Below are 21,639 nucleotides of genomic sequence, written 5' to 3' on the forward strand. Positions count from 1 at the left end.
ACTTTCAAATGATTGTTAACGACTTGTTAATGGCCAAATTTAAATATAATTTTACTTAATATTACAGCAGAATTAAAAAATCATTTGTGAAAATCAATCACCTTAATAGCATCATTGTAATAGGATTACTAGCCATTATTGGTATTTTATTGGCGCAATTGCTATGGACGAAAGAAGCCTTTAGAATTGAAGAAAAAAAATTCAATCAAAAAGCCTATATCGCACTTTATGAAGTGGCCAAAAAAATATACAAAGGCAACAACCAAGAAATCCCTGTGCAAAATCCGGTTCAAAAAATCGCAAATGACTATTATATTGTCAATGTTGAGAATGATTTCGAAGCCTCCATTTTAGAATTTTACCTCAAATCAGAATTTAAAAAAATTGGCCTTACTACCGATTTTGAATATGCCATTTACAATTGTCAAAGCGACGAAATGGTTTATGGCAACTACGTTTCTTTGGACAACAAAGACCGTTCTACGCACTCCATTCATTTTTCTAAGCACAAAAATTTAGTATACTACTTTGCCATACGTTTCCCCAACCAAACTAATTTTTTATTCAGTTCGTTAAAATTTTGGTTTGTGTTATCATTAGCGCTCATCTTGATACTTTTGATCTATGTCTATTCGATTTACACACTTTTGCAACAAAAAAAATACTCCGAATTGCAACGTGATTTCATCAACAACATGACTCACGAATTCAAAACACCATTGTCATCCATCCTAATCGCTTCGAACTATTTAAAACAACAAAAACCCATTACAAACGATCGAAAATTAGAACAATACACCCAAATCATCATTGAACAAAGTAACAAACTCAACCAGCATATCGAGAAAATTTTAACGGTTGCAAAATCGGATGCTACTCCGTTACAACTTCAAAAAACTAATTTTGATTTTGTCCCTATCGTAAAAGAAATCATCGAAAATTACCAACTTAAACATCCTAAAGTGGTGTTTCGATTAGACAATCAAAGTTCCAAAAATCAACTAAATGCAGATGTTTTTCATTTTTCGAACCTCATTTATAATCTATTCGATAATGCCATAAAATATTGCGAAAAAACACCCGAAATCACTCTTCGTTTTACCGATACCAAACAGCATTTACAAATAGACTGCATCGATAACGGAATCGGTATTGAACCTCAAAAAATTCCTTTTATTTTCGATAAATTCTACCGTATTCCATCCAAAAAAAGCAATGAAATCAATGGTTTTGGACTCGGATTGTATTATGTGAAAAAAATTTGCAACTTGCATCATTGGAAAATAAGTGCCCACAATAACGAGCCTTTTGGAACAACCATAACTTTACTATTGCCAATCAAAAATGAATAATCCAAAAATTTTATATGTCGAGGATGATGCTACTTTGGCTTTTTTGACAAAAGACAATTTAGAACAACATCAATACCATGTACAACACTGTAGCGATGGAGAAATGGCTCTGGAATACTTTCAAAAAGAATCTTTTGACTTATGCCTTTTGGATATCATGTTGCCCAAAAAAGATGGCTTTGAATTGGCCGAAGCCATACGAAAAATCAACACTCATATTCCCATTATTTTCCTTTCGGCCAAAACGCTCAAAGAAGACCGCATCAAAGGACTGCGTCTAGGCGCCGACGATTATTTGGTGAAACCTTTTAGCATTGAAGAATTATTGCTCAAAATTGAAGTTTTCTTACAAAGAAGTCGAAAATCAACGCAAACCAAAAAAGAGCAATATCACCTAGGAAAGTATGCTTTTGACACCAAAAACTACTTGCTTTGGAATAGTACTGAGAAAATTAAACTAACCCAAAGAGAAGCCGAACTATTGAAGTATTTTTTAGACCATAAAAATGTTATACTGAAAAGAGAGGAAATTCTGAAAGCATTATGGGGCAATGATGATTACTTCATGGGCAGAAGTTTAGATGTATTTATATCTCGCTTAAGAAAAATTTTAATACACCAAAACAACATTACTATTGAAAACATCCATGGTATAGGATTTAGATTTATGGATGAATAAATTCAATTGTTCGATTTTTTTTTGGAAATTTGGAGATTAACAGCACAAAATCCCTCTAATGATGCCATTTAAAAATAACATCTTGTTTTTATTCCTAGCTGCTCAACTGCTATTTTTTTCTTCCGAAAGCATTGCTCAATCTACTGCTAATATGGAAATTTCACCTTTTACTTCGCTACAAAAAGGATTGGCATTTATAGGAATTACAGGAGGTGCCAATACCAGATCCAGTCAAAACGAAAATTTCTTAATCACCAATGTCATTGATAAACAAAAAGATGGATTCAATATTCAAGCTAATGGTGGTTATTTTTTAAGTAAAACATTTGCCATTGGAACTGCCTTGCGTTATGACTGGGCCAAACTCAATCAGATTTTAGAAGACACAGATGGCGTTCAAACCTTTGTCAAAGAAGCCAAAAGTAGCCTTGGCGGATATTTCTTCATTAAAAACTATATCCCCATTACTCCCAACGGGCGATTTAATCTTTTTAATGTGGTGAGCCTTGGAATGAACAAAGAGAATAAAGTAACCGAAAATACCAGCAATGATGTATTAACCCGTTATTATGCTGTTACCAACAATTACAATCTTGGAATCAATCCTGGGATACAAGTATTTATCATTAAAGGTTTTGCGACTGAAGTAGGAGTAAATCTAGCAGGACTTTCGCATACCTATAAAAGGACTACAATAAACGAAGTAGAAAACACAGTTATCAAAAGCAATGATTTAGATTTAAAACTAAACATTTTATCGTTAAACATTAGCTTTTTTTATTTCTTCAAATCCTAGCCATATGAGAACAAAACTTTTATTCTTAACCCTAATTTGTCTTGTTTTGTCCAACTGCGTCTCAGAAGATTATTTTGGAAATTCAGATCAAAAAAAAATATTGAGCTTCGTTTTGATGAACCAAGTAGGCAATACCATTATAGAAGAATCTACGGGAGTTATCAGTATAAATGTTGCCGCTACTGCAAATATCCAACAACTAAAACCTCAAGAAATTGTACTCTCTACCTTTGCTACAATTAGCCCAACTATCGAGGAAACAGTAGATTTTACTAACCCCGTAAAGTATACAGCAACAGCCGAAGATGGTTCTACCAAGACCTATACTGTAACCGTAAAACAAGAAGGAAGCGAACCTCAACTGGAAAACAGCACTTTTGATGATTGGTATATGACACCGAAAAACTATTACGAACCCGGAAAAGACGCCAACTCCGTATGGACTAGCGGAAATGCTGGAGTTACAACATTAGGAAATGCAAATGTTAGTCCTTTCACTATTAATGGAACCAATTTGGCAGCTAAGTTGGTTACCCAAGATATGGGAAGTTTAGCAGGATTAGTCAACCAACGAATGGCTGCTGGCTCCATGTTTACGGGTAAATTTGAATTAGATCTATCGAATCCAATAAATTCTGCAAAATTTGGAATCCCATTTGCCGCTAGACCTAAAAAATTCTCTGTGGAATATGCTTACAGCCCAGGAACACCTTATTTAGATAGAAAGGGACAAACTTTAACCACTAAAGATGCTTGCGATATTTATGTTTTATTAGAAAACAGAAGTGGAACAGAAGTCAAAAGAGTAGCTACAGGTTGGTTTCGTTCAGAGGAAAAAGTAATCGACGCTTTTAAAACCATCACCATAGCAATAACCTATGGCGAATTAAATAGCTCTTTCCCAGCCTATCAAAAACCTAAAAACGGTTTGTATGCGAATGCAAACGAAGCGGTCACTCACATTTCAGTAGTTTTCTCATCAAGCTTTAATGGTGACCAGCTAGAAGGAGGCACAAATAGTACCTTATTGGTCAACAATTTCAAATTGATATATTAATGAAAAATCCAAAGCTAAGGAAAAAAGTAGCTTTGGATTTTTTACTAATAAACGCTCACAATTGTAATCTTTCAAACAAAACATTACAACGGAATATTGCCGTGTTTTCTGTCTGGTCTGTTGACTGTTTTTCCTTCGAGCATACTGAAGGCTTTTAACAACTTTCGACGGGTATCTTCGGGAAGAATAACCTCATCTATAAATCCACGTTGTGCTGCGGTATACGGATTGGCGAATAATTCCGCATATTCAGCTTCTTTTTCTAATAACTTCGCTTCGTGGTCTTCGGCTTCGCTAATTTCTTTTTTGAAGATAATTTCAGAGGCTCCTTTGGCACCCATAACTGCAATTTCTGCCGTAGGCCAAGCAAAATTCATATCGGCACCAATGTGTTTTGAATTCATTACATCATAAGCACCTCCATAGGCTTTTCGAGTAATCACCGTCACTCTTGGCACGGTCGCCTCACTAAAAGCATATAATAATTTAGCACCGTGTACAATGATTCCGTTCCATTCTTGGTCGGTTCCTGGTAAGAAACCTGGAACGTCTTCCAACACCAACAACGGAATATTGAAACTGTCGCAAAAACGAACAAATCTCGCAGCTTTGATAGAACTCTTCACATCCAAACAACCTGCTAAAAACATTGGATTGTTGGCTACAATTCCGATACTTCTTCCTCCCAAACGGGCAAAACCAACAATGATATTTTCGGCATACTCTTTATGAATTTCATAAAAAGAATCGGCATCAATAATTCCTCGAATCACTTCGTGCATATCATAGGGTTTGTTGGCACTGTCTGGAATAATTGTAGCCAATTCCATTCGTACTTCATCACTCAAAACATAAGGAACTTTTGGAGTCGTTTCTTTATTATTTTGTGGCAAATAGCTCAAAAGATTTTTAATACTGTTCAACAAAGCCACTCCGTTGGGAGCTGTTAAATGTGCCACTCCCGATTTGGAAGCGTGCGTTACGGCTCCACCTAAAGCTTCTGAAGTTACTTCCTCATTGGTTACCGTTTTCACAACATTAGGTCCTGTAACAAACATATAACTGTTGTTTTCTACCATCATAGTAAAATCGGTCATCGCTGGGGAATACACCGCACCACCCGCACAAGGTCCCATAATCGCAGAAATCTGAGGTATAACCCCAGAAGATTGTACGTTGCGATAAAAGATATCAGCGTAACCTCCCAGAGAACGGACACCTTCTTGAATTCGGGCACCTCCAGAATCGTTTAGTCCAATCATTGGCGCACCCACTTTGAGGGCCATATCCATCACTTTGCAAATTTTCTCGGCGTGCGTTTCGGACAAAGACCCACCAAAAACAGTGAAATCTTGTGCAAAAACATACACCAATCTGCCATTAATAGTTCCGTAACCCGTAACTACACCGTCACCGTAAATCAAGTCCTTCTCCATTCCAAAATCGGTAGTTCTGTGGGTAACCAACATCCCAATTTCTTCAAAAGAACCTTCGTCCAACAAATACATAACACGCTCTCTTGCGGTTAGTTTCTTACTAGCGTGATGTTTATCAATTCGCGCTTGGCCACCGCCCAATTGGGCTAGTGCTATTTTTTCGTTTAATACTTTAATTCTAGATTCCATACTTTTCTGTTGTTATTAAAATGTACCTATCGCCTATTTAATTAGGCAATCGAAGCACTTTTTGGTCCTGTAAATACTGTTTCAACGCCAATTTTGCTGCAATCAATGCTTCTTTTTGGGTTTGCTCTTTTAAAATTTCAGGATTGTAATATTTTTTCACAAAATTGGTGTCAAAATCTCCAGAACGAAAGGCCTCGTGCTGCATTACAAAAGCACCAAATGGCAAGGTCGTTTGCACACCCACCACTTTATAATCCGCAATAGCTTGCTCCATACGCTGAATAGCTTCTTCACGAGTAGCTCCGTAAGTGATTAATTTGGCCAACATCGGGTCATAATAAATAGGGACATCCATTCCTTGAGCATATCCGTTATCCACTCGGACACCTTCGCCTTCGGGCAATTGGTACACTTCTAGATTACCTACACTCGGTAAAAACCCATTCAAAGTATCTTCGGCATACACACGTAATTCTACAGCGTGACCGTGAATTTTCAAATCTTCTTGTTGCAATGTAAGCGCTTCGCCTCTCGCCACACGAATTTGCATTTCGACCAAATCAACTCCAGCAATAATTTCAGTCACAGGATGCTCTACTTGCAAACGCGTATTCATTTCTAAGAAATAAAAGTTCAGCTGTTCATCCACCAAAAACTCAACCGTTCCTGCACCTAAATAATCACAAGATTTGGCTACCAATACCGCGGCTTCTCCCATCTTTTTTCGAATTTCAGGCGTGATAACCGCAGAGGGTGCTTCCTCCACTACTTTTTGATGACGACGTTGAATACTACATTCTCTTTCAAACAAGTACAACACATTGCCGTGACTATCCGCCATCACTTGAATTTCGATATGTCTTGACGACGCCACATATTTTTCAATAAAAACCGCTCCATCTCCAAAAGCAGCCACTGCCTCGCTAATGGCGCGGTTCATTTGCGCTTCAAAATCGGCTTCATTATCCACCACACGCATTCCTTTACCTCCACCTCCTGCAGAAGCTTTGATTAAAATAGGAAAACCAATTGCTTTCGCAGTTCGCTTAGCCTCATCAATATCAATAATCGCGTGGTCCACTCCTGGAACCATTGGAATATCGTATTGTAGAACGGCTTCCTTGGCGGCCAATTTACTACCCATTATTTGAATGGCTTTGGATTTTGGACCAATGAAGATGATGTTGTTTTTTTCGGCTTCTTCGGCAAATTCAGCATTTTCACTCAAGAAACCATAGCCTGGATGAATGGCATCAGCTTGTACCGCTTTGGCCACTTCAATAATTTTATTTCCTAACAAATAGGACTGGTTAGATGGCGCTTCACCGATACAAACGGCCTCATCTGCAAAGGCTACGTGAGGTGCATTTCGGTCTACAGTAGAATACACCGCTACTGTTTTGATTCCCATTTTTCGAGCAGTTTTCATCACGCGAATCGCGATTTCTCCTCTATTGGCAACTAGTATTTTTTTCATATAATTATTTTTTTAGAAGAAAGAAAATAGAATAGAGAACAAAGACAAAAAGGAAGAAGCTTTGAGAACATTACCAAAGAAAAACATTCAAATCAAAAATATATTTTCTATGCTCTTTAATCTTAATTCTATTTTCTATGCTCTATATTCTTTATTCAAATTCTACCAACAATTGTCCTTTATCTACAGCATCGCCAACAGCTACAGCAATCGATTTGATTACTCCATTTCGTGGCGATTGAAAACTGTTTTCCATTTTCATCGCTCCCAAAATGAGTAAATTATCGTTTTCTTGAACGGTTTGTCCCACACTCACATTGATTTCTAAAATTAAACCTGGCATAGGTGCTTTGATGGCATTTACTTTTTGTACCGTGCTGGTATCAAATCCCATTTCTTTAATCAAAAGGTCCAAAGCGTCAGCAATGGCGACAGTATACACTGAATTGTTCACTTCAATAGTGTATTCCTTCTTATGAAAATCAGCAGCTATAATCTGAGCTTGATACCGCTTGTTTTCACTTAAAATATGAAATTGATTGTCAGTTGTCGCAACCACATCTAGCGCATTGGCTGAGGCTGCATCGCATTCGAAATGAAAAGTATCATTTACTTTTAGTTGATAACTACTACTCATGTTTACGTTTTTAGTACTGGTAAATGTAATTAAAGAAAACGTTTTCGTAACACAGTTGAAGTAAGTTTTATACAAAAAATACTAAGTAGCAAACTGTTTTAAAAGAAATAATGAAAATTGGTTTTTCTAACGATAGATTTCGAAAGAAAAATGTAAATAAATTACAAAATTAATAATCCAAAGGAGTATAAAACAGAAGATACAAAACTACCTGCTTTGTTATTATAAGTTCAACACAGAGAATTTTTAAGTAGTTCTTTTTTTGTAATTATCTAAAACAACTTACCCTTATAAGTTCCATTTTCTTTTCAATTTACTGAACTAAAATTTGCTTTGACTTTCTATATATAAAAATAATTTACTAACTTTCAATAACTTAAAACCAAAATAAACATGAAAACCATCCTTTCCACTTTTGTTTTTTGCTTTGTTTCGTATTTTTCAGCTAGTCAGACCGCGAATTCAGAAACTTCAAAAGCGACTATCGATGGCATTCCGATTACAGAATTAAAAGAGCTCTGTAGAAATGATACGCCAAGATTGGAGGCTATTTTTAAAGATTTACACAGCAATCCAGAACTTCCTTTTATGGAAGTGCGAACCTCAGGAATTATTGCTAAAGAGTTAAAAGCATTAGGTTTTCAAATTACAGAAAAAGTTGGCAAAACTGGCGTTGTTGGTGTCCTGAAAAACGGTAATGGACCAACGATTATGTATCGTGCTGACATGGATTGTATTGCAGTCGAAGAAGCAACAAATCTTCCCTACAAAAGCATCAAAAAAGGAAAAAATGAAGAGGGTAAAGATCTACCAGTAATGCATGCTTGCGGGCATGACGCTCATGTCACTTGGATGCTAGGCATTGCCAAACAAATGGTAAAGTTAAAAGACAAATGGAAAGGCACCCTCGTATTAGTTGGACAACCCGCTGAAGAAAACGGATTTGGTGCAATAGCCATGGCAAATGAAATGTATACCAAAGGAGTCCCAGTTCCAGACTTACTTTTAGGTATGCACACAGGCCCTGCCCCAGTAGGAGTGTACTTGAACAGACCGGGTGAGCGAATGGCAGGTGCAGTACAATTAGATGTTACCTTTTTTGGAGTTGGCGGACATGGATCGACGCCCGAACAAACTAAAGATCCTATCGTTATGGCAGCTAATGCTATTCTTCAATATCAAACTATTGTAAGCAGAAACTCCCACCCTCAATTTCCAGTAGTATTAACGGTTGGCGCTGTTGAAGCAGGAATAGACAACAATGTAATCCCTAATAAAGCGTTATTGAAATTGAACCTACGTTGGTATAGACAACAAGACAAAGAACTTCTATTAAAAAGAATTAGTGAGATAAACGAAGGTATCGCCGTTGCCAATAATCTTCCTAAGGATCTATATCCCAAAACAGTAATCAAACAAAACCTTGGCACGTTGAAAAATAATGAGGCATTGACAGCTAAAATTAACGGTGCGCTAGAGAAAATGGCTGGACCGAATAAGAATTTATCCATTCCGCCAGTTATGGGATCGGAAGATGTTCAAGAATTACTAAAAGACCATCCAGAAGTACCTTACAATTACTTTATTGTTGGTATTGCTAATCATGAAGTTTTTGAAAAGGCAATGAAAGAAGGAAAACAGTTCCCTTTTTCGAATCATAATCCAGATTTTTGGGTAGATTTATCTGCAATTCCTTTTGGTACGACCCTCGGATTAGCGGCTGTTTTAGAAGCGTTTGCCCAATAAGAGAAATCAAATAAATAACTAAACCAGCAGCAGTTTTATATCTTTTAATTTGATTTGAAAAAATCGCCGTCATTTTCGTGGTAGCAAGGAAACTGCTTTGATTGGTATGGGTATATATAATAGATTCAAAGGAAAAATGTTCTCTCTATAAAATCAACAATCCAAAGGCACGCAACGTTTGCATCGGCTTTGAGTACCAAAACAACTCAAAATCGGGTAAATGTTGTTCAAAATCAGTTTTAATCTCTTGAAAAGAATACACTTTGGATTGTGAAACCGCAATTTTATCTAAAATAGCAACCAACCATTCGCCTTCCGCTTTATTGGTTTGAATAGCAAAACTTTCTTTTTTATCGTGAAAAGTCAATTTAGTGAGTTCCCAAGAATTGCCTTTTTTGGATTTAGTAAAATATTCAACCGAAGGTTTTCCTCCCAACCAAACTACTTTGGCTGTAGGTTTTGTGGTGAAATTTTCTTCTTCTTGAAGTGCATTAAAAATAAAATCAGGGTGAATTTTGGTTTTTGGAATCTTAAAGTCAAACCATTCTTGCAGCTCAAAGTCGAAACAAATACCATGCATAAAATTGAACAACGATTTCTTCAGTCCGAAACTAAATTTTTCGTGGTCAATACCTGTTTTGTCGGTATAATTAATGTCATTGATGGCAAAAATTCCTTTCTCTGAACCTTGTAATGGAAGGAGTTCTGGTGTAACCTCAAATTTTTCTGGATACAATCCCACGGGGCTGTGGGCAGTCATGGCAAACTGATGCCAAAATCCGGATTGCAACACTCCCGCTTCAAACAATTGACGCACCATTTCGAGACTGTCTATCGTTTCTTGAACCGTTTGGGTTGGGTACCCGTACATCAAATACGCATGCACCATAATACCTGATTCCGTAAAATTGCGAGTCACTTTGGCCACTTGCTCAACCGTTACTCCTTTATCAATTAATTGCAACAATCGGTCAGAAGCTACTTCCAAACCACCCGAAACCGCTATACAACCTGAAGCTTTGAGTAATCGACATAAATCGGCCGAAAAACTTTTCTCAAAACGGATATTCGTCCACCAAGTAACCGATAATTTTCGGCGTAAAATTTCGAGTGCTAAAGCTCGCATTAAAGCTGGTGGGGCTGCTTCGTCAACAAAATGAAAGCCATTCTGACCTGTTTGTGTCATCATTTCTTCCATTCGGTCGCACAACAAATTGGCAGCTATAGGTTCGTAGATTTTGATGTAATCCAAAGAAATGTCACAAAAAGTACATTTGCCCCAATAACAGCCATGCGCCATCGTCAACTTGTTCCAACGCCCATCGCTCCACATCCGATGCATCGGATTTACCACTTCGATTACCGAAATGTATTTATCCAACAGCAAATCCGTATAATCTGGAGTACCAACTTGCGATTGTTTATAATCAGGTCTTGAAGCATTGTTTTTATAAACTACTTTTCCTTCTTCTAGAATAAAAGTTCGTTTGAATTCTTTGGTATTTGGATTTTGAATATTAGAAATTAGTAATTCAACCGGAAGCTCCCCGTCATCTAAAGTAATAAAATCGAAAAACTCAAACACTCGAGCATCAGAAAGCGAGCGCAATTCGGTATTAGGAAAACCACCTCCCATTGCAATTTTGATATTCGGATAGTGCTTTTTCACCCACTGTGCCGAACGAAAAGCACTATACAAATTCCCAGGAAAAGGCACAGAAATCAGAAACAATTCAGGCTGAATTCTGGCTATTTTTTCTTCCAAAATAGATAGTAAAATACCATCAATATAGCTAGGTTCCTTTTGCAAAGCCTCGTATAATTCGTCGAATGAATTGGCGCTTCGACCCAAACGCTCGGCATAGCGACTAAAACCAAAATTTTCATCGACACATTCCACTATAAAATCCGAAATATCTTCAAGGTACAAAGTTGCCAAATGTTTGGCTTTATCCTGTGTTCCCATCGTACCAAAAGCCCAATCCAACTCCTCCAATTGCGCAAAACGTGACGCTTCTGGCAAATAATCTTCTTGACAAATTTGCAAAGCCAAGGTTGGATTTTTGCCTTGCAAAAAAGCAATCACTGAATCTATGGTTTTGAGATATTCGTCTTGTAGAGCAATTATACGTTGACTGTTTATGGTTTTTGGTTTATGGTTTGTTGTTGCTTGAGCAAAAACTCCTTGCAATCCCTCTCTCGAAAACAATTTCAAAATCACCTCAATACCCAAATCCGCTTGCTCTGAGGGCACTTCAAAGGTATTCAAAAATCCTTTGATATACGCCGTCGCTGGATATGGGGTATTCAGTTGCGTAAACGGTGGCGTGATGAGGAAGAGTTTTGGTTTCAAGACGGTATTATTTTGATGCAAAAGTAAGAGCAAAAAAGCAGATAGCAATGCAATGAAAACCTAACTTTTCATAAAACTAAACTTTATCTGACACTAAAACTGATGACTTTTTCTAGAAATCATAAAAAGAGAACCTAAACTCAACAAAGCAGCCCCCGTCAAATAATACCCTACATACGAAATATCATAATCCGTAGCCAGCCAAATGGCAATCATAGGAGCAAAAGCGGCACCAAATATTCCTGCTAAATTAAAGGTCAAGGAAGCTCCTGAATAGCGGACTTGTGTGGGAAACAACTCCGACAAAAAGGTGCCTAAAGGGCCATAAGTGAATCCCATCAACGCCATTCCGATACAAACAAAAACAGTTACTAGTACAGCACTTCCTGAACTGAGAAAAAATTGGAAGAAAAAACCAAAAACAGCTATGGCAATAGTAGCCAAAACCAGCATTTTGCGACGCCCAATGGCATCTGCAACCACTGCAGAAACAGGAATAAACAGCGCAAAAAAGAGCACAGAGAACAACTGAGTCAACAAAGCATCTCTTTTTGTGAAACCTAAATCAGAAGTCGCCCAACTTAACGTAAATACCGTCATTAAGTAAAAAACCAAAAAAGTAGTCACTGCCGCCAATGTTCCAAAAATCAATTGATTCTTATAAGAAGTGAGTAACGTAAGAAATGGGATTTTCACTTCTTTTGCTACTTTTTTAGCCTGTTCAAAAGAAGGTGTTTCAGAAATTTTAGTCCGAATATAAAAACCAACCACTACCAAAAGTGAACTAGCGATAAAAGGAATTCGCCAACCATAATTCATAAAATCATCGTTGCTCATACTGTCTGTTAAAAGCAAAAAAGTAGCTCCCGAAAGCAACAAACCTATAGGAGCACCTAACTGTGGGAACATTCCGTACCAAGCTCTTTTATTCGGTGGCGCATTTTCGATGGCTAGTAAAACAGCACCACCCCACTCTCCTCCAAGACCAACGCCTTGCCCAAAACGACACAGCATCAACAACAAAGGTGCGGCAATACCTATACTAGCATAACTTGGAAGAAAACCAATAGCAACAGTAGAAACTCCCATCGTTAGTAATGCGGCTACCAAGGTAAATTTACGACCTATCTTATCCCCAAAATGTCCAAAAAAAGCAGAACCCAAGGGTCTTGATAAAAAAGCAATAGAAAACGTAGCTAGTGACTGCAACGTAGCCATAGTAGCATCTGTGCTCGGGAAAAAAAGTTGGGGAAACACCAATACCGCGGCATTAGCATAAATATAAAAATCAAAAAACTCAATGGTCGTTCCTATCAAACTGCCAAAAAGTACATGTTTTAACGAGTTTTTCCGACAATGTTCTGGTTTCAAATTCATATGATAAAAAAAATAACAAAATTTAACATTAAAAAAACTTCTAAAACCTAATCAAAAGTAATAATAAAACGCTCCATCAATAAAGCTCCAGCCTAAATAGTTGTTTATGCTAAACTATGTTATTAAAATCAATTACAAAAGCACTATTGCAGACACTATTAATAAAACAATAATAAATTAGCAGTATTACTATTATTAGTATTAGAAAAATATATTATTTTAAATTACAAACACACAAAAATAGTTTAATTTGTGTTTTTTTGATATTAATTGTATTATTACAAAATATTAACAAAAACCTAACACTAAATACTAAAAGTAAAATTGAAATCAACCACCGAACATATCAAAGAAATTGACGATGCAATAGTATGGAAACAATTAATTAATGGCAATGAAAAAGCTTTTTCAACTCTGTTTGATAAATACTTTAACCAATTAGTTTTGTACGGAAATTCCTTTTCTTCAAATGAAGAAAAAGTAAAAGATTGTATACAAGACGTTTTCGTTGATGTTTGGTTGTACAGAAACTCTTTAAATGAAAATATTGCTCCAAAAACTTATCTTTTATCTTGTGTACGCAAAAGAATTGCTAGACAACACGGACGTGATAGAATTTTCACAAAAGCTACTTCTACAAAAACATTAGAATTTCTATTCGACTTTTCTGTTGAACACAAGCTAATTATAGATGAGGATAGTAAAAACAAAGTAATTCAATTAAACAAATTAATAAACCTACTTCCTTCAAAACAGAAAGAAGTTTTATACCTTAGATATCATCAAGAACTAAGTATTGATCAAATAGCCGAAATTTTAAATATCAACTATCAATCAACAAGCAATTTACTACATAGATCGCTACTCAAACTTCGTAAAGATTGGAGTTCCATTATTTATACTTTACTCATTTTCTCAAAAATTTCTTCTCTTTTGTAAGAAAAAGAGACTCTTAAATCCTTTAGTAAAAAACATTTGATATTAAAAATTCAAATCAAGATCTTATTGTTTTAATTTAAAAAAACTAGAAAAGGTAAAATCTTTATCAACCAAATATCAGTGTTTTCCTCAAAAAAAACCTATCTGCAACAACTTCTCAAAATAATATTATTTTTTTTGTTTTTTTTCACAATTTGATGAGTATATTTTAAAGATATTACCCTTTATGTATTAGTAACTATATTTCACTGATGCAAAAAAGAGACTTTTATACTGAGATTGATGATTTTTTAATGGACGAATCATTCAAGTTATGGGTACATAACAACCAAGACAATAAAAACTGGGAAGAATGGACTTTAGAAAACCCAAAACGAGCCAAATTAGTAGAAGAATCTAGGCTTTGGATTTTAGCATTAAAAACTAATGAACAAAAACTGACCCGAGAAGAACTGCAATCTGCACTACTTTCTACTTGGGACAAAATTGAAATAAAAGAGAAGCAAAAAAAAGGCAAAAGAACCTTCAATATACAACATATTAAATGGACACAATTAGCAGCATCCCTTTTACTTTTCGTTTTTCTCGGATACAGCTTTTACAATTTACATCTTAAAAATACTGCTTCAAAAATCGATAATGTTTTAACAAAAAACATTCATGACGGCATTATTGTGCAAATTAACAACAGTAACAAACCTCAAATCATAACATTATCTGATAAAAGTTCAGTATTACTACAGCCCAACAGTAAACTAAGCTATCCAATACATTTTACTGGAAATGAAAGAAAAGTTTATTTATCGGGTGAAGGTTTTTTTGAAATTAGTAAAAATCCCAAGAAACCCTTTCTTGTTTTTGCTAATGAAATTGTTACAAAAGTTGTCGGGACAAGCTTCAGAATTAGTGCTTTTGAAAACCAACCCAACATTGAAGTTTTAGTTAGGACTGGTAAAGTAAAAGTGAAGTCACAAAAAAATAGTACTATTAAAAATGAAGAAATCACTTTATTACCTAATGAAGCAGTTCGTTTTACTAAAAAGGATGCAACATTTAACAAAGTTACTAATATCATTAAAGACAAATCTTTATTTCAATCTAGTACAAATATTGAACAACTAAGTTTTGAATTTAATGACATTCCGGTTTCTCAAATCTTCAACACTATTGAACAAGCTTATCAAGTTAAGATAGTCTATCCAAAACAAAAACTTAAAGATTGCTTTCTTACCACATCCCTTAGCGACGAACCATTGCAGGAAAAACTTAAGATTATATGCAATGCATTAGGAAAAAATACCAGCTACGTAATGAATGAAAATCAAATAATCATAACAACCGAGGGTTGTAATTAAACTAATGCCTATGTGAAATTTTTATAAAAAAAAGGTGCCAACATGCTGTAACATTTTGACACCTGTTAAAAAACTAAATTACTTTCTGTAAAAAGTAATTAAAAGAGTTTAAAATACCCGTAATAAGTACTAATAAAAACCCAACCAAAATTATGAAAAAACCTGTTGTTAAACAACGATTACTTTATCGAATCATGAAAATAACATTATATCAAATCCTGTTAGCATTTGTGTTTTCAACAATTACCCTTGCAAATAGTGCTAAAGGACAAAAAAAATTAGACACTAAGATTTCTGTTAGCCTAAATAACATGAACTTAAACAGAGTAATTAAGAAACTAGAAAAATCCGCCAATGTAAAGTTTTCATATAATTCTAGAATTAGTCAACTTAACTCTATAGTAAATTACCAAGCAACAAATGAGTCACTTTCTAGCGTACTAAAAAATATTCTAAGTCCTCTTGATATAGAATACTTTGAGGTCAGCAATCAAATCATCTTACAAAACAAACCACAAAAAGTAAGTTCAACTGAATTTGAAATATTGAATTCGACTAATCAAGATAAGCGAACCATTAAAGGAAAAGTTGTAGACGAAGACCAAAACCCTCTACCTGGAGCAACCATTCTAGTTAAAGGAACTAAAATTACAACGCTTACCGACTATGATGGTAAATTTGCGATTTCAGTACCTGAAAACAACACTACACTTGTCATTTCATATATTGGAATGGAAACAAAAGAAGTAAGCATAAACAACTTACCTCCAACTATTATTCTAAAAGAAGTTGGTGAAAAACTTAAAGAAATAGTTGTAACTACAGGATACGAAAAAACATCTAAAAGAACATTTACTGGTGCAGTAAGTAAAATCACTGAAAAAGAATTATTAGTTGAAGGAGTTGTTGATATCAGCAGAATGATTGAAGGAAAAGCAGCTGGTGTAACAGTTCAAAACGTAACTGGAACTTTTGGAACTGCTCCAAAAATTACAGTTAGGGGATCTTCATCTATTTTTGGTGACACAAAACCACTTTGGGTAATTGACGGTATTGTTCAGGAAGATATTGTGAATCTATCTTTTCAAGACCTAGCTTCTGGTAACTCAGAAACACTACTAAGCTCTTCAATAGCTGGATTGAATCCTAATGACGTTTTGAGTATTGAAATTTTGAAAGATGCTTCTGCAACTTCTATTTATGGTTCAAGATCCTTAAATGGTGTAGTTGTAGTTACCACTAAACAAGGAAAAAGAGAATCTCCATTAAACATAAACTATTCGTTAGAACAAACTGTAAGAACAGTACCTAATTATAGTCAATATGACATTTTAAATTCTCAAGAAACTATGAGTATTCTTAAAGAGATTGAAGCAAAAGGGTTCCTAGACTTACCTTCGACTTCTCAAGGCCGATATGGAGGTGTTTATAATATTCTTTCTAGAGCAATTAATACCTACAACACAACTAATGGTACTTTTGGAGTTAAAAATGATGCAGCAGGCAGAAATGCTTTCTTACAAAAGTATGAATTAGCAAATACAGATTGGTTCGCCGCTTTATTCAGACCTTCAATTACACAAAATCACTCTTTGAACTTATCTGGAGGAGGTGTAAACAATTCTTATTTTGCATCACTTGGATTTTACAATGATCCTGGATGGACATTAGCAGACAATGTAAAACAATTTACTTCAAACATTAAAAACACTTTTTTTATTAATGATAAATTAAGTCTTACATTATCAACACAAGCCTCTTTGAGGAACCAGTCTGCGCCAGGAAGTTATGACAGCCTCAGAGATGGCGTAAGCGGAAGCACAACAAGAGACTTTGATATCAACCCATTTAATTATGTATTGAATACCAACAGAACTTTAAGACCATATGACGAAAATGGTAATTATGAGTACTATAGAAACAACTGGGCGCCCATAAATATAATTGAAGAATTAGAAAACAATTATATGGACATCAAGGTGAAAGACATTCGTTTTCAAGCAGATTTAGAATACAAAATAAGTCCAAAATTCACTTACAATTTCACAGGAAATATTAGAAGTGCTAATACAACAAGAGAACATAATATTTTAGAAAAATCTAATATAGTTGGTGCTTATAATGCTCAAGAAACTACTATTGTAAGAGATCAAAACATCTTTTTGTACCAAGATCCAGACAACTTAACAGCACCAAAAGTTTCAGTATTACCAAATGGAGGAATATTAAGAAAATTTTCTAATGATTTAACCTCATTTAATATTCGTAATAGCTTTAGCTACAAAAATGTGTTTAATGAGATTCATGAATTTGATGCTTTATTTGGTCAAGAACTTAGATCTGTTGATAGAAATAGTAACAATTTCACATCATACGGAATACAATATAATAAAGGTTTAACCGCATTTACAGATCCTAGAATATTAGAAAAACTAATAAATGGTGGCGAATCATATTTTGGTTTTAATGAAGAAAGAGAGAGAACCGTTGGTTTCTTCGGAAAAGTAGGATACACTTACGATAGACGTTATACAGCATCTATCACAGGAAGATATGATGGTTCTAATAGACAAGGAAATAGCGGTTCTTCTAGATGGCTGCCAACCTATACTTTTAGTGGAAAATGGAATATTAAGGAGGAATCCTTCATGAAAAATATGGAAAAATTGAACACCCTAAGCTTAAGAGGTTCATATGGTTTAACTGCTACGGCTGGACCAGCAACAAATTCATTAGCTATCTATAGAAGTTTTGTAACTGACCGTCTTAATCTTGGAGATAGAGAAACTGGTTTGAATATTGATGAACTTCAAAACGGAGACTTAACTTGGGAAAAACAATTTGAAACCAATATTGGTTTAGACTTGGGTGTATTTAATAATAGAATACAATTCACAACTGATGTTTACAGACGTAAAGCGTTTGATTTAGTTGATTTTGTTACTACTTCCGGTATTGGAGGTCAAAAATTAAAGCAAGGAAATAATGCCAATATGGAAACTAAAGGTATCGAGCTTGCCATTACAACAAGAAACTTAAACAATACTAGACTAAAATGGTCAACTTCTTTTAATTTCTCCATATTTAATCAAGAAATTACAAAATTACAAAACACACCATCAGTATTAGGTTTAGTAGATGGAACTGGAGGAAACACAATAGGTCATCCAAGAAATGCCTTGTATTCTTATCAATTTACAGGATTAAACAGCCAAGGATTGCCTACTTTCATCATGCCTGAAGGTCAATTAGATAATGTATCTGGAGCAAATTTTCAAGATTCAGATAATGTAACTAAGTATTTAAAATACGAAGGATCCATTGAACCTAACAAATCTGCAGGTATATCCAACACCTTTACTTATGACAATTGGTCTTTAAGTGTTCTTATTGTTGCAGCAGGAGGAAACAAAGTTCGTTTGAATCCTATATACTCTGACAGTTATGACGATTTAACTGTTTTTACTAAAGAATTCACAAATAGATGGATTAATCCAGGTGATGAAGCATTAACAACAATTCCAGTTATTGCTGACAAACGATTAATTGCCAACTATGCGGCTGAATCAAAAGATTTAACAAGAGCATACAATGCCTATAACTTTTCTGACGAACGTGTTGCTGATGGTACTTTTGTAAGATTAAAAAATGTAGCAATTAGCTATGAATTCCCTAAAGATTTAAAGAAAAAATTAGGACTTAATATTTTTACCATGAAAGCATCAACTGCTAACCCTCTTTTAATCTATTCTGACAAAAAACTAAACGGACAAGATCCTGAATTTTACAGATCTGGTGGAGTATCTCAGCCGATAACTAGCCAGTATACATTCTCTCTTAACGTATCTTTTTAATAAACCAAAAAAATGAGAAAACTAAATATAACACTAAGTCTCTTATTGACATTAGTACTTTCAACTAGTTGCGATGATTTCCTTTCTGAGATTCCTGACAACAGAACACAATTAAATACACCAGAAAAAATATCTGAAATATTAGTTAATGCATATCCACAAGCCAACTATATGGAATTTGCTGAAACAATGACGGATAATGTTTTTGACAGTGGTGATTTAACACTGACAACTATAAAAAATAGTCAAAATTACAACTGGGAAATGCAGGATGATATTCAAAGAGACACTCCTTCTTTTTATTGGGATGCTTGTTATGATGCTATTGCACATGCCAATCAAGCACTAGATGCCATAAAAAAATTAGGCAACCCAAGTAATTTAAATCCTCAAAAAGGAGAAGCACTTATTGCCAGAGCTTATTCTCACTTTATGCTTGTTAGCTTTTTCTCTCAAAGGTATAATCCTGCAACAGCAAAAACTGATTTGGGAATACCATATGTATTAGAACCCGAAGACGTATTGATAAAAAAGTACACTAGGAATACCGTAGAAGAAGTTTTCAATTACATTAAAGCAGATTTAGCAGAAGGCCTTAAATATGTCAATAGTGATTACAAATTGCCAAAATTCCACTTTAACAAAGCTGCAGCAAACACTTTTGCAAGTCGTTTTTATGCCATTACAGGCGAATGGAATAAGGTTTTAGAAGTTTCTAATGAATTATCTTCAAATAAAATTGATCAATTAAGAAACTATCAATCCTATTTAGATGTTGATTTTGAAACAGGTACAAGAAAATATTCTCAAGAAAGTGAAAACACTAACCTATTGATTGTTTCTGCTTCATCTACTTACTCTAGAAGTTTTAGACGAAACAGATATCAATTAACAGGCGCCAATAGAGACGAGCTTTTTGGAACAACAACGAATTTAGTAAACAAAGAATATTTATATCGCCCGTTATCGTATAATGGTCAAATCACTATTTTCGTTCCTAAATTTACTGAATACTTCAGATACACCAATGCAAATGCTGGAATTGGTCTTCCGTTTACCGGTCTTGTATTATTAAGTAATGACGAATTGTACCTCAATCGAATCGAAGCACTGATTATGACGAATCAAATCGATTTAGCCAATCAAGAATTAGATTATTTCATGTCTATTCGTGTAAAAAATTATAATGCCACTACTGACAAAATTACACAAGCTAAAGTTATAGCCAAGTATCCGGTCATAGAAAATGAATACACTCCGTTTTACTCACTAACTCCAATACAAACTTCTTACATAAAAGCAATTGCTGAAATTAGAAGAAGAGAGTTTATTCACGAAGGCTTAAGATGGCTTGATATTAAAAGGTTTGCTTTAAAAGTAACCCATCAATCATATAATCAAGCGGATAATATTTTAACAAAAGACGATAAACGAAAAGCTATTCAAATCCCATTACACGTATCTAATACAGGAATCGAAAAAAATCCACGTTAACAAAACCACAGAACTATGAAAATATTAAAACAAGTAAAAAAAATAGCATTACTTACTTTAGTAGCGCTACTGTTTAATGCCTGTTCAAGCGAGGAAGGCCTTAAAGAAAGTCAATTAGATTTGTCAACACCCGCTAAATCAGAATTAGACAACTGGATTGATACTAATTATTTGAATACATATAACATTAATATTATTTATAAATGGAATCAAAACGTAGTCGATAATAATCGTTTTTTATACCCTCCTTTGCAAACAAAAGTACAACCTGCACTAGAAATCGTTCAAAAAATCTGGTTGGAAAGCTATAAAGCCATCGCAGGCCCTGATTTTGTAAAAAAAATAGCTCCAAGAGAGTTTGTGCTTGTGGGGGAATTAACTTAAATACTACAGGAACCATAACACTAGGTTTAGCTGAAGGTGGTCAACGCATTACATTATTTGAAACCGACAATGTCAACAAAAAAAATCGTGAAAACGTGAAACGTTTTATTCATACAATACAGCATGAATACATACATATTCTCAACCAGACTAAACCTTTTGATGAAAAAACATTTTCAAAAATTACACCTACAGGATATACCTCTAACTGGTATGCGACTTCTACAGCTGTAGCTAGAGAACAAGGTTTTATAACAGATTATGCAAGGTCAAACATTAATGAAGATTTTGCAGAAATGGCATCTATTATGTTGGTTAACTCAAAAGCAGAATACGAAGCTATACTAAATGCCATAACAAGCAGCACTGCAAAAGCTAGTATAAAAAGTAAAGAAGCTGTTGTAGTAAAGTATTTCAAGGATGCTTTTGGTATTGATTTCTACAAACTTAGAGATGAAGCTGAAAAAAACACTAATGCGGTAATTAATGGATAATGTTAGTTTCTAAACACAAT

The 21,639-nt window shown here is 34.8% G+C and carries 14 protein-coding genes and 1 pseudogene; 10 read left to right on the forward strand and 5 right to left on the reverse strand.

Annotation, left to right across the window (positions count from 1 at the left end; all coding sequences use genetic code 11):
• Positions 1-86: 86 nt before the first annotated feature.
• The 4 genes from BXU11_RS09390 to BXU11_RS09405 are packed head-to-tail and all read left to right on the forward strand — an operon-like array spanning position 87 to position 3,884.
• Positions 87-1,352 (forward strand): sensor histidine kinase KdpD, encoded by a 1,266-nt coding sequence (locus BXU11_RS09390; RefSeq protein WP_078212350.1) that lies wholly within the window; start codon positions 87-89, stop codon positions 1,350-1,352.
• Positions 1,345-2,031: a response regulator transcription factor gene (locus BXU11_RS09395; RefSeq protein WP_078212351.1), complete on the forward strand. Its 687-nt coding sequence runs from the start codon at positions 1,345-1,347 to the stop codon at positions 2,029-2,031. Before BXU11_RS09390 ends, BXU11_RS09395 begins: the two co-directional genes overlap by 8 nt.
• A 58-nt stretch (positions 2,032-2,089) precedes the next feature.
• The gene (locus tag BXU11_RS09400; protein ID WP_139363483.1) at positions 2,090-2,827 is read left to right on the forward strand and encodes a hypothetical protein; all 738 of its coding nucleotides are present in this window, start codon (positions 2,090-2,092) and stop codon (positions 2,825-2,827) included.
• Positions 2,828-2,831: 4 nt separating this feature from the next.
• Positions 2,832-3,884 (forward strand): PCMD domain-containing protein, encoded by a 1,053-nt coding sequence (locus tag BXU11_RS09405; RefSeq protein WP_078212353.1) that lies wholly within the window; start codon positions 2,832-2,834, stop codon positions 3,882-3,884.
• Between the two features lie 83 nt (positions 3,885-3,967).
• Here BXU11_RS09405 and BXU11_RS09410 read toward each other — a convergent pair whose 3' ends face one another.
• From BXU11_RS09410 to BXU11_RS09420, 3 genes are all read right to left on the reverse strand, one after another.
• The gene (locus BXU11_RS09410; protein ID WP_078212354.1) at positions 3,968-5,509 is read right to left on the reverse strand and encodes an acyl-CoA carboxylase subunit beta; all 1,542 of its coding nucleotides are present in this window, start codon (positions 5,507-5,509) and stop codon (positions 3,968-3,970) included.
• Between the two features lie 37 nt (positions 5,510-5,546).
• The gene (locus tag BXU11_RS09415; RefSeq protein ID WP_078212355.1) at positions 5,547-6,986 is read right to left on the reverse strand and encodes an acetyl/propionyl/methylcrotonyl-CoA carboxylase subunit alpha; all 1,440 of its coding nucleotides are present in this window, start codon (positions 6,984-6,986) and stop codon (positions 5,547-5,549) included.
• Positions 6,987-7,137: 151 nt separating this feature from the next.
• On the reverse strand, positions 7,138-7,623 hold the full coding sequence (locus BXU11_RS09420) for an acetyl-CoA carboxylase biotin carboxyl carrier protein subunit (protein WP_078212356.1): 486 nt from the start codon (positions 7,621-7,623) through the stop codon (positions 7,138-7,140).
• A gap of 393 nt (positions 7,624-8,016) precedes the next feature.
• Between BXU11_RS09420 and BXU11_RS09425 the strand changes: the two genes are divergently transcribed.
• Positions 8,017-9,369, forward strand: coding sequence for an amidohydrolase (locus BXU11_RS09425; RefSeq protein WP_078212357.1), 1,353 nt, complete (start codon positions 8,017-8,019; stop codon positions 9,367-9,369).
• A 145-nt stretch (positions 9,370-9,514) separates the two neighbouring features.
• Here BXU11_RS09425 and BXU11_RS09430 read toward each other — a convergent pair whose 3' ends face one another.
• Both BXU11_RS09430 and BXU11_RS09435 read right to left on the reverse strand, forming a co-directional pair.
• Entirely contained in the window at positions 9,515-11,722 is a 2,208-nt protein-coding gene (locus tag BXU11_RS09430) for a radical SAM protein (protein ID WP_078212358.1), read from the reverse strand.
• A 93-nt stretch (positions 11,723-11,815) separates the two neighbouring features.
• Complete coding sequence (locus tag BXU11_RS09435) at positions 11,816-13,099, reverse strand: MFS transporter (RefSeq protein ID WP_078212359.1); 1,284 nt, start codon at positions 13,097-13,099, stop codon at positions 11,816-11,818.
• A gap of 324 nt (positions 13,100-13,423) precedes the next feature.
• Between BXU11_RS09435 and BXU11_RS09440 the strand changes: the two genes are divergently transcribed.
• The 5 genes and pseudogenes from BXU11_RS09440 (at position 13,424) to BXU11_RS09460 (ending at position 21,619) form a co-directional block, all read left to right on the forward strand.
• Positions 13,424-14,038, forward strand: a complete 615-nt coding sequence (locus tag BXU11_RS09440) for an RNA polymerase sigma factor (protein WP_024980250.1) — start codon at positions 13,424-13,426, stop codon at positions 14,036-14,038.
• Between the two features lie 251 nt (positions 14,039-14,289).
• Entirely contained in the window at positions 14,290-15,393 is a 1,104-nt protein-coding gene (locus tag BXU11_RS09445) for a FecR family protein (RefSeq protein WP_078212360.1), read from the forward strand.
• Between the two features lie 152 nt (positions 15,394-15,545).
• On the forward strand, positions 15,546-19,247 hold the full coding sequence (locus tag BXU11_RS09450; RefSeq protein ID WP_024980252.1) for a SusC/RagA family TonB-linked outer membrane protein: 3,702 nt from the start codon (positions 15,546-15,548) through the stop codon (positions 19,245-19,247).
• Between the two features lie 12 nt (positions 19,248-19,259).
• The gene (locus tag BXU11_RS09455) at positions 19,260-20,741 is read left to right on the forward strand and encodes a RagB/SusD family nutrient uptake outer membrane protein (RefSeq protein ID WP_078212361.1); all 1,482 of its coding nucleotides are present in this window, start codon (positions 19,260-19,262) and stop codon (positions 20,739-20,741) included.
• Between the two features lie 15 nt (positions 20,742-20,756).
• Positions 20,757-21,619, forward strand: a pseudogene (locus tag BXU11_RS09460) (putative zinc-binding metallopeptidase).
• Positions 21,620-21,639 lie beyond the last annotated feature (20 nt).

The organism is Flavobacterium sp. LM5 (genome assembly GCF_002017945.1).
Lineage (GTDB): Bacteria > Bacteroidota > Bacteroidia > Flavobacteriales > Flavobacteriaceae > Flavobacterium > Flavobacterium succinicans.

Bases quoted from the DNA above. Each gene is read 5' to 3' on its own strand.
- BXU11_RS09405 (WP_078212353.1), top strand. From the start codon at position 2,832: ATGAGAACAAAACTTTTATTCTTAACCCTAATTTGTCTTGTTTTGTCC.
- BXU11_RS09415 (WP_078212355.1), bottom strand. From the start codon at position 6,986: ATGAAAAAAATACTAGTTGCCAATAGAGGAGAAATCGCGATTCGCGTG.
- BXU11_RS09435 (WP_078212359.1), bottom strand. From the start codon at position 13,099: ATGAATTTGAAACCAGAACATTGTCGGAAAAACTCGTTAAAACATGTA.
- BXU11_RS09400 (WP_139363483.1), top strand. From the start codon at position 2,090: ATGATGCCATTTAAAAATAACATCTTGTTTTTATTCCTAGCTGCTCAA.
- BXU11_RS09455 (WP_078212361.1), top strand. From the start codon at position 19,260: ATGAGAAAACTAAATATAACACTAAGTCTCTTATTGACATTAGTACTT.
- BXU11_RS09420 (WP_078212356.1), bottom strand. From the start codon at position 7,623: ATGAGTAGTAGTTATCAACTAAAAGTAAATGATACTTTTCATTTCGAA.
- BXU11_RS09425 (WP_078212357.1), top strand. From the start codon at position 8,017: ATGAAAACCATCCTTTCCACTTTTGTTTTTTGCTTTGTTTCGTATTTT.
- BXU11_RS09395 (WP_078212351.1), top strand. From the start codon at position 1,345: ATGAATAATCCAAAAATTTTATATGTCGAGGATGATGCTACTTTGGCT.
- BXU11_RS09445 (WP_078212360.1), top strand. From the start codon at position 14,290: ATGCAAAAAAGAGACTTTTATACTGAGATTGATGATTTTTTAATGGAC.
- BXU11_RS09410 (WP_078212354.1), bottom strand. From the start codon at position 5,509: ATGGAATCTAGAATTAAAGTATTAAACGAAAAAATAGCACTAGCCCAA.
- BXU11_RS09450 (WP_024980252.1), top strand. From the start codon at position 15,546: ATGAAAAAACCTGTTGTTAAACAACGATTACTTTATCGAATCATGAAA.